Genomic DNA, 13,771 nt, shown 5'->3' on the forward strand with positions numbered 1-13,771 from the left:
CGCAGGCGGAAAAAGATATAGCGGACAGCCCGGCCGCGCTTGCGAAGCCGCGCGGAAACGCCCATAAGATGTGTTTAACATTTCATTAACAGCTGGCCTTAAGGCTGTTCTGTAATTTTGGAATGTATTTTGAATGAAGCACTCACGTTTTACTAATTAAATCAATCATCATCATGAAAAAAACAATGTTGTTATTGGCAATGGTCGTAGGATCTTTTGCTTACGTTTCTGCTCAAGTAGCTGGTCCACAAATTGAGTTTGAAAGAATTGAGCACGATTACGGTACAATTGACCAAGGAGGTAACGGTGCTACGGAATTCGTTTTTACGAATACAGGAACTGAGCCGTTGATCATTTCAAAAGCAAAAGGATCTTGTGGTTGCACGGTTCCAGAATGGCCAAAAGAACCAATTGCTCCAGGTGCTAAGTCTTCTATCAAAGTGAAGTATGACACTAAGCGCGTTGGACCTATCAGCAAGTCTGTGACCATTACTTCTAACTCTGTTGATAACAGCACTGCGCTGTTGAAGATCAAAGGAACAGTGAACGCGGTTCCAACTGAATCTGATTCTCCAGAAATGAAGAGTATTGAAGGAGCAACTCCTGTTGAGGAATAAGCTAAATTAAACTTTCAGAGTGAATTGAAAAGTCCCGATTATTGTCGGGACTTTTTTATGCTTAAAAATTAGCAATGCCACGTTTATCGTTGAAGGGGCAAATGATGCCCGAATCGCCAATTAGAAAGTTGGTTCCTTATGCCACAGCTGCGAAAGCGAGAGGCATAAAAGTGTATCATTTGAACATTGGCCAGCCGGATATTGAAACGCCAGAAGTGGCGCTGAATGCGATCAGAAATATTGATCGAAAGGTTATTGAGTACAGCAATTCGGAAGGCTACGCAAGCTACCGAACGAGTCTTGCTAAGTATTACAGAAGTGTGGGAATTGAACTGGAAGATTCTGACATCATGGTAACAACTGGCGGTTCTGAGGCCCTGATCTTCGGTTTTATGAGCTGTATGGATCCGGGCGATGAGATCATTATTCCTGAACCGTTCTATGCCAATTACAACGGATTTGCCACGATGGCAGGATTGAACGTAAAACCGATAACCGCCAAGATTGAAGATGGTTTTGCTTTGCCACCGATCTCTGAATTTGAACGAAGAATTACGGAGAATACGCGCGCCATTCTTATCTGTAATCCAGGAAATCCGACAGGAACATTGTATGGGAAAGAAAGCCTTGAGGCTTTGGCCAAATTGGTGAAGAAATACGATCTGTTTCTGTTTGCTGATGAAGTTTACCGCGAATTCTGCTACGATAGTGCCATTCCATTTTCGTGCATGAATTTGGAAGGAATTGAGAATAATGTGGTAATGGTTGATAGTGTGAGCAAGCGCTACAGCATGTGTGGTGCAAGGGTTGGTGCGTTGGTTTCGAGAAACAAGGAAATGATGGCCAATGCACTCAAATTTGCGCAAGCGCGATTAAGTCCGCCAACACTTGGGCAAATTGCTGGCGAAGCTGCGTTGAATACGCCTCAGTCGTATTTCGACCGTGTGAAAGAGGAGTACATGCAAAGGCGAAACACCTTGGTTGATGGGCTGAACGCGATTGATGGCGTGACGTGTCCGAAACCTGCAGGTGCCTTCTACGCCATGGCACAACTGCCTGTGGAAAGTGGAGATGATTTCTGCCAATGGATGTTGGAGGAGTTCAGCTACGAAGGCGAAACTGTGATGATGGCACCCGGAAGCGGCTTCTACTCAACGCGCGCCTATGGCGAAAAGCAAGTCCGTATTGCCTATGTTCTTAACGAAGAAGATCTGAAACGCTCTATTAAGATTATTGACGAAGCGTTGAAGGTTTATCCTGATAGAACGAACTAAGGATAGACCAAATACTTCTCTCTCATTGTTTTGAAAGTAGCTAGGTCAGCCTGCCATGATTCACGTATTTCCTCAGCAGATTTTCCTGCCATGATCTGCTCTCTCAATTGCGATGAGCCAGCCAAAAGATCAAAGAATTTCTTGTCGAAGAACTTGTCTTTTTCCGGATACGCTTGATAGGTAGAAATAAGCCATTCTAAGTTCATTTTGGCCAAGTTGTGAAGACTATCTTCGGTCAAGACTGAAAGGTCGGTTCCTGCACAATCTATTCCTTCGAATTTCGGATCGGTGGCCACACCTTTGATGTCTTTTGGAGTGAAATTGGTGTTTCCATTAGGCATTTTCGGATAGCCGAATTGTTGAAAAGGTTTGTCTGTTCCGCGGCCTTCACTCACCACTGTTCCTTCAAAATAGCAAATGCTAGGGTAGAGGTAAATTGCTTTTTGATTTGGCAAATTAGGCGATGGAGGAACAGGTAATTCATAGGCTTCGTTTCGAGAATAATGCTCCATTTCTATCACGGATAGTTCGCATTTCACTCCGTTTTTCAGCCAGCCTTCGCCATTCACCATTTTGGCATATTCGCCCACAGTCATTCCGTGAACCACTGGAATTTCATGTAATCCTACAAATGAGGAGAATTCCTTTTTCAGAACTGGGCCATCAACGTAACGTCCATTCGGATTCGGACGGTCAAGAATCATCATTGGAATTCCGTTTTCTGCACAGGCTTCCATGATGTAACTCATCGTGCTGATGTAGGTGTAAAATCGTGCTCCAACATCTTGGATATCAAAGATCACTAGCTCCAATCCTTCCAGTTGCTTGGCTGATGGCTTGTAATTGCTTCCATAAAGTGAAACGATCGGAAGGCCCGTTTTCGGGTCTTTGCTGTCCGTGATCTTCTCGCCCGCACTAGCATTTCCACGAAAACCGTGCTCAGGTGCAAAAGCGCATGTTACATTCACTCCCAAGGCTAGAAGTGTGTCCACTAAATGAGTTTGCCTTATAAGCGAAGTCTGATTGGCAACAACCCCGACTGATTTTCCTTCCAACAATGGCAAGTAAGCCTCCGTTCTCTCCGCGCCTAAACGCATGAGTTTGCTGACTTCCTCTGCGCTGCTTTCTACAGATGCAGGCGGTGGTGCTGGCACAGGTTGACCACAGGACGATAGCCACAGAACGGTAAGCAGATATTTGATAGTTTTAGCCATTATCTCTCGCACAAAAATCAATTTAGCGGCAAGCAATTGAATACTTCCTTTTTTATTGCAAAACGCCTCATCCGAGCAGGCGGGCAGGCCGAAAGTAACACTATTTCGGGTACGCGTCCAATTGTGCGGATTGCCATCGCTGGCATCGCTTTAGGCTTAGCGGTGATGATCATTTCAATGGCCATTGTCACGGGTTTTCAGAAAGAGATCACGAATAAGATCGTGAACTTCGGTTCAGACATCGTCATTACCGAATACTCCAATCTTAATGCCATTGAGCCGCAGCCTGTTTCTAAATTCCAATTGTTCTATCCCAGTTTAGAGGAACTCGATGGCATCAGCCACATTCAGGTTTTTGCTACAAAAGCAGGCATCATTAAAACGGATGATGAAATTGAAGGTGTAGTTGTAAAAGGAGTTGGTGCCGATTTTGACTGGAGTTTCTTCAAGCAGCACTTGGTTGATGGTGATGTATTCAGCACCACTGACACATCGCGAAGTAGAAATATTCTCATTTCCGAGATCATTTCTAAGAAACTGAAACTGGCTGTAGGAGATAGGATGGAGATTTTTTTCATCCAGAATGAAAAGCAGCGTGCACGGATTTTTGACGTGACCGGAATCTATAAAACAGGGCTTGCAGATTTTGATGAACGCTACGTGATCACCGATATCGCGCACATTCAACGATTGAATGGTTGGAGTGAAGATCAGGTCGCTGGATTCGAGGTTTTTGTAGATGATTTCGACCGTTTGGATGAATTGGACGACATCGTTTATCACTCCATTGGAACAGATCTGTTTTCGGCAACGGTGAAGGAATTGCAACCGCAGATGTTCGATTGGCTTGATCTTCAGGATATGAACGTGCGCGTCATCATCATTCTCATGTTGGTGGTGGCTGGTTTCAATATGATTTCGGCCTTGCTCATCATGATCATCGAGCGCGTTTATATGATCGGCACGCTCAAATCGCTTGGAATGAATGATGTCAAGATTCGCAACATCTTCATTTATCAAGCACTTTATCTTACAAGTGTTGGGTTGTTTTGGGGAAATCTTGTTGGTATTTCACTTTGCCTGATACAACAGCATTTTGGCATTATTACGCTGCCAGAAGAAAGCTACTATGTGAAAGTTGTTCCCATCAATCTTCAACTCATTCACATATTAATGTTGAATGCAGGAACACTTTTCTTCTGTTTTCTAATGTTGCTGCTGCCTTCGATGGTCGTGTCGCGCATTCAACCTTTGAAGGCGATCCGCTTCAGTTAGGTCATTGACCGAACATGTTCTCCAACAGATCGCGGAGCTGTTTCGGTGAAATATCGTATTCCAGTTTCCCATCATGTGTCACTGAAATTCCGCCAGTTTGTTCCGAAACTACAATGGCAACTGCGTCCGAACTTTCCGAAAGACCAACAGCAGCTCGATGGCGCATGCCCAAATGAGCAGGGAATTCCTTGTCGTCCGTTACAGGAAGAACACAGCGAGCGGCTCTAATGCGATTTTCGGTGATAATTACCGCGCCATCGTGCAACGGACTGTTCTTGTAGAAGATCGATTCGAGGATCTTTGCAGAAACGCCCGCATCAATTGGTTCGCCCGTGTTGGCATAAAATTGCAAACTGTTTTCGCGGCTAATCACAATGATGGCACCCGTAAGTGAATGTGCCATATTCAGGCTTGCCGAAACAATGGCGCTGATATCCAATGATTGTCGATTGCGAAGCCCTTTTCCCAGATTAAACCATCTCAGTGGAGAGCGCTTTCCGCTCATGATTCCGGTAGTTCCGATCAGTAGCAGAAACCGCCTTACTTCCTGCTGAAAAACCACGATCAACGCCAATACACCAACTCCAATGAATTGTCCCAAGATCGACCCAAGCAGTTGCATATTGAGCACTCGAACGAGCAGCCATAGTAGGTAAAGCGAAAGAATGCCCAGAAAAATATTGACGGCTGCTGTTCCTCGAACCAGATTGTAAAGTTGATAGAGCAGAATGGCCACAATCAGAATGTCCAAGGCATCGAGCCAACGGAAGGTCAGAAATCCTAGAATAATATCAAGCACCATCAGAATCAGCTTTCCTTTTACAACAGGCGGTTGTCAAATTTAGCGTAATGCGTGGGACTGCTGTCAAAAGTCAGTTGAAGATTTGGACGATTGGCTTACTTCGTTCTATACAGACAACATGGACGAAGATCATATTGAAGTATTTGACCCGAAAATGGCCCGAAAAGTGGCCAAGTTGTATCTGCCAATTCTCGAAACCTACCATCGGGCAAAATTTCTCGGATTAGAGAATATTCCCAGTGAAGCATTTCTTGGTGTAGGCAATCATACGGGCATGCATTTCATGCCCGAATCGTTGCTTTGGCTCAGTAAATATCATTCGGAAGAACGTTCTGTTCCAATGCTCACACTCATTCATCACATGACACACTTGTTTGGCCGATTGGTGCACTTGCCTGTGAACGAATTGGGATTTTTGGAAGCAAAACCAGATAGCGCATTGAACGCATTGCAATCTGGTTTTGCAGTAACGGTTTATCCTGGAGGCGACAGAGACGTGGCTCGAACATTTACCGATAGGAACAAGATCAATTTCTTTGATCATTTAGGATATGTTAAAACTGCGTTGAGGGCGCAAGTGCCGATACTTCCAATTGTGGGTTGTGGCGGTGGAGAAACGCTTTTTGTGCTCAATTCTGGTGAACGCTTTGCAGCTTGGAGTGGTCTGAAACGCTTGGCTAAAGTTCATACGTGGCCCACGTATTGGTCGTTTCCCTTTGGTTGGCACGTAGGTCATTTTCCACATTTCGAATTGCCACTTCCTTCGCAAATGACAATAAGCGTTCTTGAGCCATTTTACCTCAATCACTACCAACCAAGTGATGCGGATAATCCTGAGATCGTGAAAAACATCAATGACGATGTGATGTACGTGATGCAAAAAGAATTGGACCGACTTTCAAAAGGTCGAATTCCGATTTTGGGAAAGATTTTCTAGAACGGACAGTTACGTCTCCGATTTTCCGAATTCCTCAGCAAATTTTTTCGGAGTGTTCGTGTTGATCAGGTCAATGCCGATTTTCTGAAAAGATTCCCAAGCATTCGGATTGTCTGGTGATGCCCAAAGCCGTAGTTTCTTGCCTTCAGCATGAACCTTTGAAACCAGTTTTCTGAGTTTGAGTTGCTCTTCCGAAGGCATTTCTCCTACTCCGTTCCACGAAAGATGATTGTGGTAATTGTCGCTGATAACAGGCATCACTTCGGCAGGAATCTGTTGTCCAATATCGCTCGGTCGTCCATCCAAAAATGCCAGTTTGGGTTCAGCATTCAGAACGCCTTCGGTCGGTCTTCCTCCTGAAAGGAAAACGGTTACTGCTCCAGGTTTCAGTTCTCCATCTTCCATAACCGTTAGCATGGAACGGTATTTTCCCAAAAGTTCTGTCAGTCGATTGAAGGTTTCCATTCCGCCACCTTTAAAATCAATCATCAGGTAAAACGGTCCGCCATAGTTCGGATAAACCCTTCTGCCATTTTTCTGAACGTGCTCAAAAAGCGGTTTCAGGTAAAGATTTTCGAGCGAGCGTTTTTTGTTTCGACCCAAGGGACGCACGTGCGCCACGTAGAGTTCTCCTTTCATCAGATGTACGTCCGCTTCTACCGAAACGAGGCCACTTTCCAATGCTTCATAAAGAGCTGGTTTGTTCAGGTAATCGTTGTGTGCATGGCCAGGAATGACTGTTTGCGCAAATGAAGTGAAAACGAAAAAGGAGAAAACGAAAAAACTGAACGCGACTAATTGCTTCATTTTTTGGTGGCTGTAAGTGAATAAACCAATGGAAGTTTATTTCCGTGTTTCTCGATGATGAATTTCCGCTCGTCCAATTTCTTCATTCCGTTGAAACAGTTGTAGGGCGAATAATCGAATTCATCAAAGCTTTTCAGTATCAATCCGTTTTCTTCTAGTGCGTGGAACACTTCGGCCAGCCCATGATTCCAACTGATTTCTGTTTTCTCGAAGGCTGCATCTTTCTCTGCGTATGTTCCAGAACTGGTTTCAACAATTGCTTCGTCTTTGAAGTAACGGTATTCGATCTTCTCAAATTCCGAATCGAACATCCACACCACAGGATGAAATTCCACAAATACAAGTTTGCCTTTTGGTTTGAGGTAATGCGAAATGGTTTCGGCCCATTTATTCAGATCAGGCAGCCAACCAATGGTTCCGTAGGAAGTGAAAACGATATCGAATTGTTGATCGAGCTTACCAATGAGTTCAAGGACATCGCTCACCACAAATTCAGCATTCAAACCCAATTCTTCATTCAGTTTTTTTGCTGCCGCAATGGCTTCATCCGAAAGGTCAACACCAACCACATTCGCTCCCATTCGTGCCAGCGAAAGCGAATCTTGTCCGAAGTGACATTGAAGATGAAGAATCGATTTTCCTTGCACATCGCCAAGCAAATCCAGTTCAATATCGTTCAAACTGGATTTGCCCGCTTTCCAGGCTTCAAGTTCGTAGAACTCAGATGATAAATGTGCTGAAACCCGTTTGTTCCAAGCGTCTCGGTTGGTGGTTTGATAGTCGTGTTTCATTTGAGCGAACCAAGCAGCTTTTCGGGGTCTTGGCGTGTATCCCAAAATCCAATGACAATTAACTGAGTTGTAGTTAGCTGATAAACGATACTAAAGTGACCGAGTGAAGTAATTCTTGTTCCTACTACTTCGGTTTCTTTTCCTGAAAACGGGTGTTTTACCAATTGTTTAATTCGTGCGCGAATGAATTTGAGAAGCTTTTTGGAATACTGGGTAGAACCGTTTCTTGTATTCCAGTATTCGAGAATCTTTCGTCTTTGGAGTTTGGCAGTATCCGTCCAAACTACTGTTCGCTGAGCCATGCCATATCCTCTGCGTCTAAATCTTCTTGAGAAGTTAACCGACCATATTTGACGTCATCTTCGCTCATTTGAAGCATTGTCTTCTGTGCGTCCGTAAACTTCACTTTTTCATCAGAAGTTGAATTGACAATGGTCTGCAAGGCTTCAAGAAGTTCTTGATTCTCAATGGTGAGAATTTTATTGATAAGACTTGTTTTGAGCGTATTAATAGCTTTCATGCTCTAAAGTTCGGAAATTATTTCAACCGCCTCTTTCACATCATGAACCCTCAGAATATCAGCTCCATTTTGCAGCAATTGGCGGTTCACTTCAATCGTTCCTCTTAAGGTTTGTTCAGGGCTTTCGCCATATTTCTTTTTAATCATGCTTTTGCGAGAAACACCAACCAAAATGGGTTTCCCAAAAATGGCGAAATCGCCAAGACGGTCAACCAGTTCGTAGTTCTGATCAAAGGTTTTTCCAAAGCCAAAACCGGGGTCAATGATCACATCATTAACGCCTTGTTTCACCAATTGAGGAACTCGCTGTGCGAAGAATGAAAGCACTTCGGGTGTGATTGGTTTACGTTCTAAGTTCTTCTGCATGTTTTGAGGCGTACCTTTCATGTGCATGCAGATGTAAGGTGCAGAGAATTTGGCGGCAACCGCAGGCAATTCACTATCCAGATTTCCGCCCGAAATATCGTTGATGATGTGCGCTCCAATTTCCAAGGCTTTTTTGGCAACTACAGAACGGAATGTGTCAATGGAGATCAGCGCATCAGGAAACTGCGAAACGATGGCTTCCAAAGCTGGTAGAAGGCGATTAAACTCTTCTTCTTCCGAAATATTGTCTGCCCCAGGTCGACTGCTGTAAGCACCAAGATCCAGAATATCCGCACCTTCATTGAGCATTTGCTCGGCATGTTTCAAAGCAGCATCCACGGAATTGAACTTTCCGCCATCGAAAAAACTGTCAGGCGTTAGGTTCAGAATTCCCATAACTAATGGACGGTCGAGTATGACCAGTCTACCTCGGCAATTTAAAGACCTGTTAGGTTTTGAAAACCTAGTAGGTCTATCTTCGTTGGTTAAGCTATTTTTGCCGCTCATCTTCGAGCCGAAGTTAATGGTTCAATACTGATGGCAGATACCAATACACAATACGATAAGGCGCTTGCCGAATGCCGCGAGATTTTCGTGGGCAAGATGAAGGATTATGGTGCTTCGTGGCGCATTTTTCGCCCATCTTCCATTACCGATCAACTTTTTATCAAGGCCAATCGCATTCGCAGTTTGGAAGAGAAAGGCGTGAGCAGAGTAGGAGAGGGAATCTATCCTGAATACATCGGTCTGGTGAATTATTCCATCATGGAGATCATTCAGTTGGAACATGGCCATGCGGATGAAGCTGATCTGAATCTTGATCGTGCCATTACTTGGTATGATCAATATGCAGCCGAAGCAAAAGCACTGATGGAACGAAAGAACCATGATTATGGCGAAGCGTGGCGCGATATGCGTGTGAAGTCGCTGACAGATATGATATTGGTGAAGATCCTTCGCATCAAAGAGATGGAAGACAACCAGGGTCAGAGCGAACTTTCAGAAGGAATTGATGCTAATCTGTATGATATGATCAATTACTCCATTTTTGCGTTGATAAAGCTTGATGAGGCAAAGACCTCGGCTTGACATTGTCGGTTGAAACCGAAGTTTAAATTTGTTTTTAAAACCCACTATCAATGAAACTGATAACTGATATAGCCCGATATTTTGTAGGTGTACTGTTCATTTTTTCGGGCATTGTAAAAGCCAACGACCCGCTAGGTTTTAGCTATAAACTCGAAGAATATTTTGAGGAGTTTGCCAAGTTGGGCGAGTATTGGGGCTTCTTAGAACCATTTTTCCATTTCTGTCATGATTACGCGCTTCCGCAGGCCATTTTTCTAGTTGTGTTGGAAGTTGTGCTTGGCGTTGCCATTTTGGTTCGTTTTAAGACCAGACTTACAGCAACGCTTCTGTTGTTGTTGATCATGTTTTTTACCGCACTTACGTTTGCATCGGCCTATTTTGGCATTGTAAAAACCTGCGGATGTTTTGGCGATGCCATTCCACTTACAGCTTGGGAAAGCTTTTATAAGGATGTCATCTTATCGGTTTTGATTCTGATCATTTTCATCAGACAGAAGCAGATCAGTATTTCCGAAACAGGCGTCAACGATTTTGTGTTGGCGGGCGTTGGGTCGCTGATCATGCTGAAGTTGTCTTACGACCTCGAATGGTTTTTCCCATTCTGGTTTTTGGTTTCAACCTTCACCTTCTTCTTCTTGGTGCGCTTGGTAGAGCACCGAAAAGCACCCATGTTCACTACCATTCTGGCAACTTTTGCTATGGCATTTTTTACATTCTATACCTACAGTTATCTACCTGCGAAGGATTTCCGTGCTTACGCTCCGGGAAAAAGCATTGCTGAACAGATGGAAGGCATTCCAGACAAGTTAAAGTACTTCTACATCTTGCGCGATAAGGAAACGGGTAAAGAACAAGAGTTTGAGAAGTTCCCAGAGAACTATCAAGAGAAGTATGAGTACGTAGATTCGAGAACAGAAGTGATTGAGCAGGGCGTTGAACCTAAGATCATGGATTTCTCCATCACATCTGCCGAAGGCGAAGATCTTACCGAAGATTTCTTGATGAGTGAGAACTTCACGTTCCTTCTTATTTCTTATGACCTGAATTTGGCGGTAACGCAGCCTCAGCCACGAATCAATGAGCTTGCGGCACGCTTGCAGGAAAAAGGCTACAGGTTTGTCGGTTTGACTTCCAGTTCTCCGCAAAATGCTGTTGCTTTTGCACAGGAGAACAGCAATCCTTTCAGCTACCTTTTCTGCGATCAGATCGTGCTAAAAACCATCATTCGTTCCAATCCCGGATTATTGCTTTTAAAGGATGGAAAAGTGTATGGCAAGTGGCATTACAATGATCTGCCAGAGCTTCAGGTGTTGGAGTTGGATTATCTCAATCAGCCTTAATTGATCGGATATATCTCACGTAAATTACTGTACAGCATTTCGGTGCTGTTCGGTATCGTGACCGTGGTTTTTCTGCTTTTTGCGGCTTTGCCTGGCGATCCTGCGAGATTGATGCTCGGTCAGCGTGCAGATCAATCGGAAGTTGAGATGATCCGAAAAGATCTTGGCTTGGATCAACCGCTCTTGACGCAATATTTCGTTTATCTCAACGACTTATCGCCCTTGGCGTTTTACAATCTTAGCGATTCTGAAAGTGCTTATTTTTTCGAACCTACTGAACACGAAAGCAGCAAAAGTCTTTGGAATTCTGGCTCAACTGTTCTTGTGCTGAAAGCGCCTTATCTGAGACGTTCATACCAGTCGCAGCAAACGGTTGTCTCTATCGTTTTGGAAGCACTTCCCGGAACAGCCGTTTTGGCGGTTACTTCAATCATTATTGCTACGTTTCTTGGAATCACATTCGGCATTTTCGGAGCGTTGTTCAAAGGGCAATGGTTGGATAAACTGCTGATGGTTTTTTCCATTTTCGGAATGAGTTTGCCATCATTTGTAGCAGCCATTCTCATCATGTGGGTTTTCGCTTATTTGCTTGGTTCCATCACGGGCTTGGAAGTAACAGGAAGCTTGTACGAAATAGATGAATTTGAAGGGAAAAAGCTGGTGCTCAAAAACCTGATTCTACCAGCCATCACGCTTGGAGTTCGACCATTGGCCGTTTTTATGCAGTTAACGCGAAACTCGATGCTCGAAGTCCTTTCGATGGATTATGTACGAACTGCTACGGCAAAAGGCCTATCGTTCAAAACCGTTGTGCTGAAGCACGCATTGCGCAACGCGCTAAATCCTGTTATCACGGCTATTTCGGGCTGGTTGGCTTCGTTGCTTGCAGGAGCCGTTTTTGTCGAGATCGTATTCGGCTGGAAAGGCTTGGGACTTATCATGCTTAATGCGCTGAATACCTACGACCTTCCAGTGGTGATGGGCTGCATCATTTTAGTGGCTGTCATCTTTGTGGTTATTAATATGTTGGTTGATGTGCTCTATGGTATATTTGACCCACGTGTAAGTATTGGATGAAACGAAAAAGGAGAAATGAGAGAATGGATTCACATTTTTCATTTCCTCCCTTTTCCTTTTAACTCATTAAAATGAGAGAGAAAATAGTAGCTGGAAACTGGAAGATGAACATGACCCGAGAGACAGGGTTAAGTTTGGCGGATGAGATTTTTACAGGATTGGCTGATGGTGCTTCGTCAGATGTTAAGGTGATTTTGGCGCCATCTTTCCCCTTCATTTCTGACCTTGTTTCCAAAGCTGATGGATCGGCTGTTTCCGTCTCTGCCCAAAACTGTTATCAAGAAGAAAATGGTGCCTTTACAGGCGAAGTTTCTGTTGAAATGCTGAAGTCATTCGGATGCGAATATTGCATTGTGGGTCATTCTGAAAGACGCCAGTATTTCGGAGAAGATGATGCGCTTGTCAATTTGAAGATTCAGCGTCTTTTCTCGCATGGAATCACACCGATCTACTGTTGTGGCGAATCGTTGGAAGAACGCGAATCGGAGCATCATTTTGATGTGGTCGGAGATCAGATTCAATCTGCTTTACAAGGTTTTACAAAGGACGAATTAAGCAAGATTGTAATTGCCTACGAGCCCGTTTGGGCCATTGGTACGGGGATAACTGCTACACCGAAACAGGCACAGGAAATGCATGCATTTATTCGCGAAAAACTGTCTGAGGTTCTGTCTGAACACGCAGAGGAAATTTCCATCCTTTATGGGGGAAGTGTAAAACCTGAAAATGCCAGCGAACTCTTCGCTCAAAAAGATATTGATGGCGGCCTTATTGGTGGCGCATCTTTAGCTGCTACCGACTTTTTACAAATCATTCACTCTTTCTAATATGGCCCACGCGGTGCTTACAATTAAGGTCAGTCCTGTAGAAATGGGACGACAGATCGTTATTTCTGAACTTTCCGATATTGACTTCGAAGGTTTCTTGGAAACCGATGAAGGTGTGGAAGCTTACATCGAAGAATCAGCGTTGAATTTGGATAACGTGGAAGCCGTTTTTTCCCGCATTCGCGAAGCTGAATTTGACGTTTCGTTTGAGACATCTCTTTCTGAGGAAAAGAATTGGAATGAGGAATGGGAAAAGAATTTCGATCCGGTTGAGATCAAAGACCTTTGCCGCATCCGAGCGCCATTCCATGAATCGAAACAAGGCTTCAAGATGGAAATTCTCATTATGCCTAAAATGTCTTTCGGAACAGGTCATCATGCCACAACTTCGCTGATGGTGGAATACCTGATGACCACCAAAGTGGAAAGTCCGCTGTTGGACATGGGTTCTGGAACAGCGGTGCTGGCCATTGTTGCGCGCAAACTTGGTGCGGAAGACGTTACCGCCATTGATATTGATGAATGGGCATTTGAGAATGCGCCAGACAATTGCGAGTTGAATGACATCAACGATATTGAGATTCTTAAAGGCGATGCTTCTCTGCTCGGAACGAAGAAGTTTCGCACAATTCTAGCCAATATCAATCGGAATGTATTGGTGGAAGATATTCCGAAATATGCAGCATCACTCGAGAAAAACGGACAGCTTTTTGTAAGTGGATTTTATGTTGAAGACTTAGATATCATCAAAGACGTAGCTATTCGATCAGGCTTTATCTTTAACGGAAATCTGACTAAGAACAATTGGGTCTCAGCCCGATTCATCAAACAATAA

At 44.0% G+C, this 13,771-nt stretch carries 16 protein-coding genes; 9 read left to right on the forward strand and 7 right to left on the reverse strand.

Going from position 1 to position 13,771, the window contains the following annotated elements; all coding sequences use genetic code 11:
- The first annotated feature begins 173 nt into the window (after nt 1-173).
- Both K9J17_13025 and K9J17_13030 read left to right on the forward strand, forming a co-directional pair.
- Nucleotides 174-617, forward strand: coding sequence for a DUF1573 domain-containing protein (locus tag K9J17_13025; GenBank protein MCF8277649.1), 444 nt, complete (start codon nt 174-176; stop codon nt 615-617).
- Nucleotides 618-691: 74 nt separating this feature from the next.
- A complete protein-coding gene (locus K9J17_13030; GenBank protein MCF8277650.1) occupies nt 692-1,891 on the forward strand; it encodes a pyridoxal phosphate-dependent aminotransferase in 1,200 nt (399 codons plus the stop codon).
- Here the strand turns inward: K9J17_13030 and K9J17_13035 are convergent.
- On the reverse strand, nt 1,888-3,105 hold the full coding sequence (locus tag K9J17_13035) for a DUF1343 domain-containing protein (protein ID MCF8277651.1): 1,218 nt from the start codon (nt 3,103-3,105) through the stop codon (nt 1,888-1,890). The two genes, K9J17_13030 and K9J17_13035, sit on opposite strands and share 4 nt — an antisense overlap.
- A 36-nt stretch (nt 3,106-3,141) precedes the next feature.
- On the opposite strand from K9J17_13035, the gene K9J17_13040 reads away from it, so the two are divergent.
- Entirely contained in the window at nt 3,142-4,380 is a 1,239-nt protein-coding gene (locus K9J17_13040; GenBank protein ID MCF8277652.1) for an ABC transporter permease, read from the forward strand.
- A gap of 1 nt (nt 4,381) precedes the next feature.
- Here K9J17_13040 and cdaA read toward each other — a convergent pair whose 3' ends face one another.
- Complete coding sequence (cdaA, locus tag K9J17_13045) at nt 4,382-5,182, reverse strand: diadenylate cyclase CdaA (GenBank protein ID MCF8277653.1); 801 nt, start codon at nt 5,180-5,182, stop codon at nt 4,382-4,384.
- A gap of 82 nt (nt 5,183-5,264) precedes the next feature.
- Between cdaA and K9J17_13050 the strand changes: the two genes are divergently transcribed.
- Nucleotides 5,265-6,119 carry a hypothetical protein gene (locus K9J17_13050; protein MCF8277654.1) on the forward strand — a complete coding sequence of 285 codons (855 nt, stop codon included), beginning with the start codon at nt 5,265-5,267 and terminating at the stop codon, nt 6,117-6,119.
- Between the two features lie 9 nt (nt 6,120-6,128).
- Here K9J17_13050 and K9J17_13055 read toward each other — a convergent pair whose 3' ends face one another.
- The 5 genes from K9J17_13055 to folP are packed head-to-tail and all read right to left on the reverse strand — an operon-like array spanning nt 6,129 to nt 9,110.
- Complete coding sequence (locus tag K9J17_13055; protein ID MCF8277655.1) at nt 6,129-6,926, reverse strand: phosphatidylinositol-specific phospholipase C/glycerophosphodiester phosphodiesterase family protein; 798 nt, start codon at nt 6,924-6,926, stop codon at nt 6,129-6,131.
- Complete coding sequence (locus tag K9J17_13060) at nt 6,923-7,717, reverse strand: class I SAM-dependent methyltransferase (protein ID MCF8277656.1); 795 nt, start codon at nt 7,715-7,717, stop codon at nt 6,923-6,925. The genes K9J17_13055 and K9J17_13060 overlap by 4 nt, the downstream gene beginning before the upstream one ends.
- Complete coding sequence (locus tag K9J17_13065; protein ID MCF8277657.1) at nt 7,714-8,019, reverse strand: type II toxin-antitoxin system RelE/ParE family toxin; 306 nt, start codon at nt 8,017-8,019, stop codon at nt 7,714-7,716. The genes K9J17_13060 and K9J17_13065 overlap by 4 nt, the downstream gene beginning before the upstream one ends.
- The gene (locus K9J17_13070; protein MCF8277658.1) at nt 8,001-8,237 is read right to left on the reverse strand and encodes a hypothetical protein; all 237 of its coding nucleotides are present in this window, start codon (nt 8,235-8,237) and stop codon (nt 8,001-8,003) included. The genes K9J17_13065 and K9J17_13070 overlap by 19 nt, the downstream gene beginning before the upstream one ends.
- 3 nt (nt 8,238-8,240) lie before the next feature.
- Nucleotides 8,241-9,110 (reverse strand): dihydropteroate synthase, encoded by an 870-nt coding sequence (folP, locus tag K9J17_13075; GenBank protein ID MCF8277659.1) that lies wholly within the window; start codon nt 9,108-9,110, stop codon nt 8,241-8,243.
- Between the two features lie 30 nt (nt 9,111-9,140).
- On the opposite strand from folP, the gene K9J17_13080 reads away from it, so the two are divergent.
- The 5 genes from K9J17_13080 (at nt 9,141) to prmA (ending at nt 13,771) form a co-directional block, all read left to right on the forward strand.
- A complete protein-coding gene (locus tag K9J17_13080; GenBank protein ID MCF8277660.1) occupies nt 9,141-9,692 on the forward strand; it encodes a DUF1599 domain-containing protein in 552 nt (183 codons plus the stop codon).
- Between the two features lie 50 nt (nt 9,693-9,742).
- Nucleotides 9,743-11,032, forward strand: a complete 1,290-nt coding sequence (locus tag K9J17_13085) for a DoxX family membrane protein (GenBank protein ID MCF8277661.1) — start codon at nt 9,743-9,745, stop codon at nt 11,030-11,032.
- On the forward strand, nt 11,033-12,109 hold the full coding sequence (locus K9J17_13090; protein MCF8277662.1) for an ABC transporter permease: 1,077 nt from the start codon (nt 11,033-11,035) through the stop codon (nt 12,107-12,109).
- Nucleotides 12,110-12,180: 71 nt separating this feature from the next.
- Nucleotides 12,181-12,936 (forward strand): triose-phosphate isomerase, encoded by a 756-nt coding sequence (tpiA, locus tag K9J17_13095; protein ID MCF8277663.1) that lies wholly within the window; start codon nt 12,181-12,183, stop codon nt 12,934-12,936.
- A 1-nt stretch (nt 12,937) separates the two neighbouring features.
- A complete protein-coding gene (prmA, locus tag K9J17_13100; protein ID MCF8277664.1) occupies nt 12,938-13,771 on the forward strand; it encodes a 50S ribosomal protein L11 methyltransferase in 834 nt (277 codons plus the stop codon).

Source organism: Flavobacteriales bacterium (assembly GCA_021739695.1).
Taxonomy (GTDB): Bacteria; Bacteroidota; Bacteroidia; order UBA10329; family UBA10329; genus UBA10329.

What these genes read in the sequence shown, in the direction of transcription:
- K9J17_13085 (MCF8277661.1), top strand. Translation starts at nt 9,743, where the DNA reads ATGAAACTGATAACTGATATAGCCCGATATTTTGTAGGTGTACTGTTC.
- K9J17_13025 (MCF8277649.1), top strand. Translation starts at nt 174, where the DNA reads ATGAAAAAAACAATGTTGTTATTGGCAATGGTCGTAGGATCTTTTGCT.
- tpiA (MCF8277663.1), top strand. Translation starts at nt 12,181, where the DNA reads ATGAGAGAGAAAATAGTAGCTGGAAACTGGAAGATGAACATGACCCGA.
- K9J17_13070 (MCF8277658.1), bottom strand. Translation starts at nt 8,237, where the DNA reads ATGAAAGCTATTAATACGCTCAAAACAAGTCTTATCAATAAAATTCTC.
- K9J17_13055 (MCF8277655.1), bottom strand. Translation starts at nt 6,926, where the DNA reads ATGAAGCAATTAGTCGCGTTCAGTTTTTTCGTTTTCTCCTTTTTCGTT.
- prmA (MCF8277664.1), top strand. Translation starts at nt 12,938, where the DNA reads ATGGCCCACGCGGTGCTTACAATTAAGGTCAGTCCTGTAGAAATGGGA.
- folP (MCF8277659.1), bottom strand. Translation starts at nt 9,110, where the DNA reads ATGAGCGGCAAAAATAGCTTAACCAACGAAGATAGACCTACTAGGTTT.
- K9J17_13035 (MCF8277651.1), bottom strand. Translation starts at nt 3,105, where the DNA reads ATGGCTAAAACTATCAAATATCTGCTTACCGTTCTGTGGCTATCGTCC.
- cdaA (MCF8277653.1), bottom strand. Translation starts at nt 5,182, where the DNA reads ATGGTGCTTGATATTATTCTAGGATTTCTGACCTTCCGTTGGCTCGAT.
- K9J17_13065 (MCF8277657.1), bottom strand. Translation starts at nt 8,019, where the DNA reads ATGGCTCAGCGAACAGTAGTTTGGACGGATACTGCCAAACTCCAAAGA.
- K9J17_13080 (MCF8277660.1), top strand. Translation starts at nt 9,141, where the DNA reads ATGGCAGATACCAATACACAATACGATAAGGCGCTTGCCGAATGCCGC.
- K9J17_13030 (MCF8277650.1), top strand. Translation starts at nt 692, where the DNA reads ATGCCACGTTTATCGTTGAAGGGGCAAATGATGCCCGAATCGCCAATT.
- K9J17_13060 (MCF8277656.1), bottom strand. Translation starts at nt 7,717, where the DNA reads ATGAAACACGACTATCAAACCACCAACCGAGACGCTTGGAACAAACGG.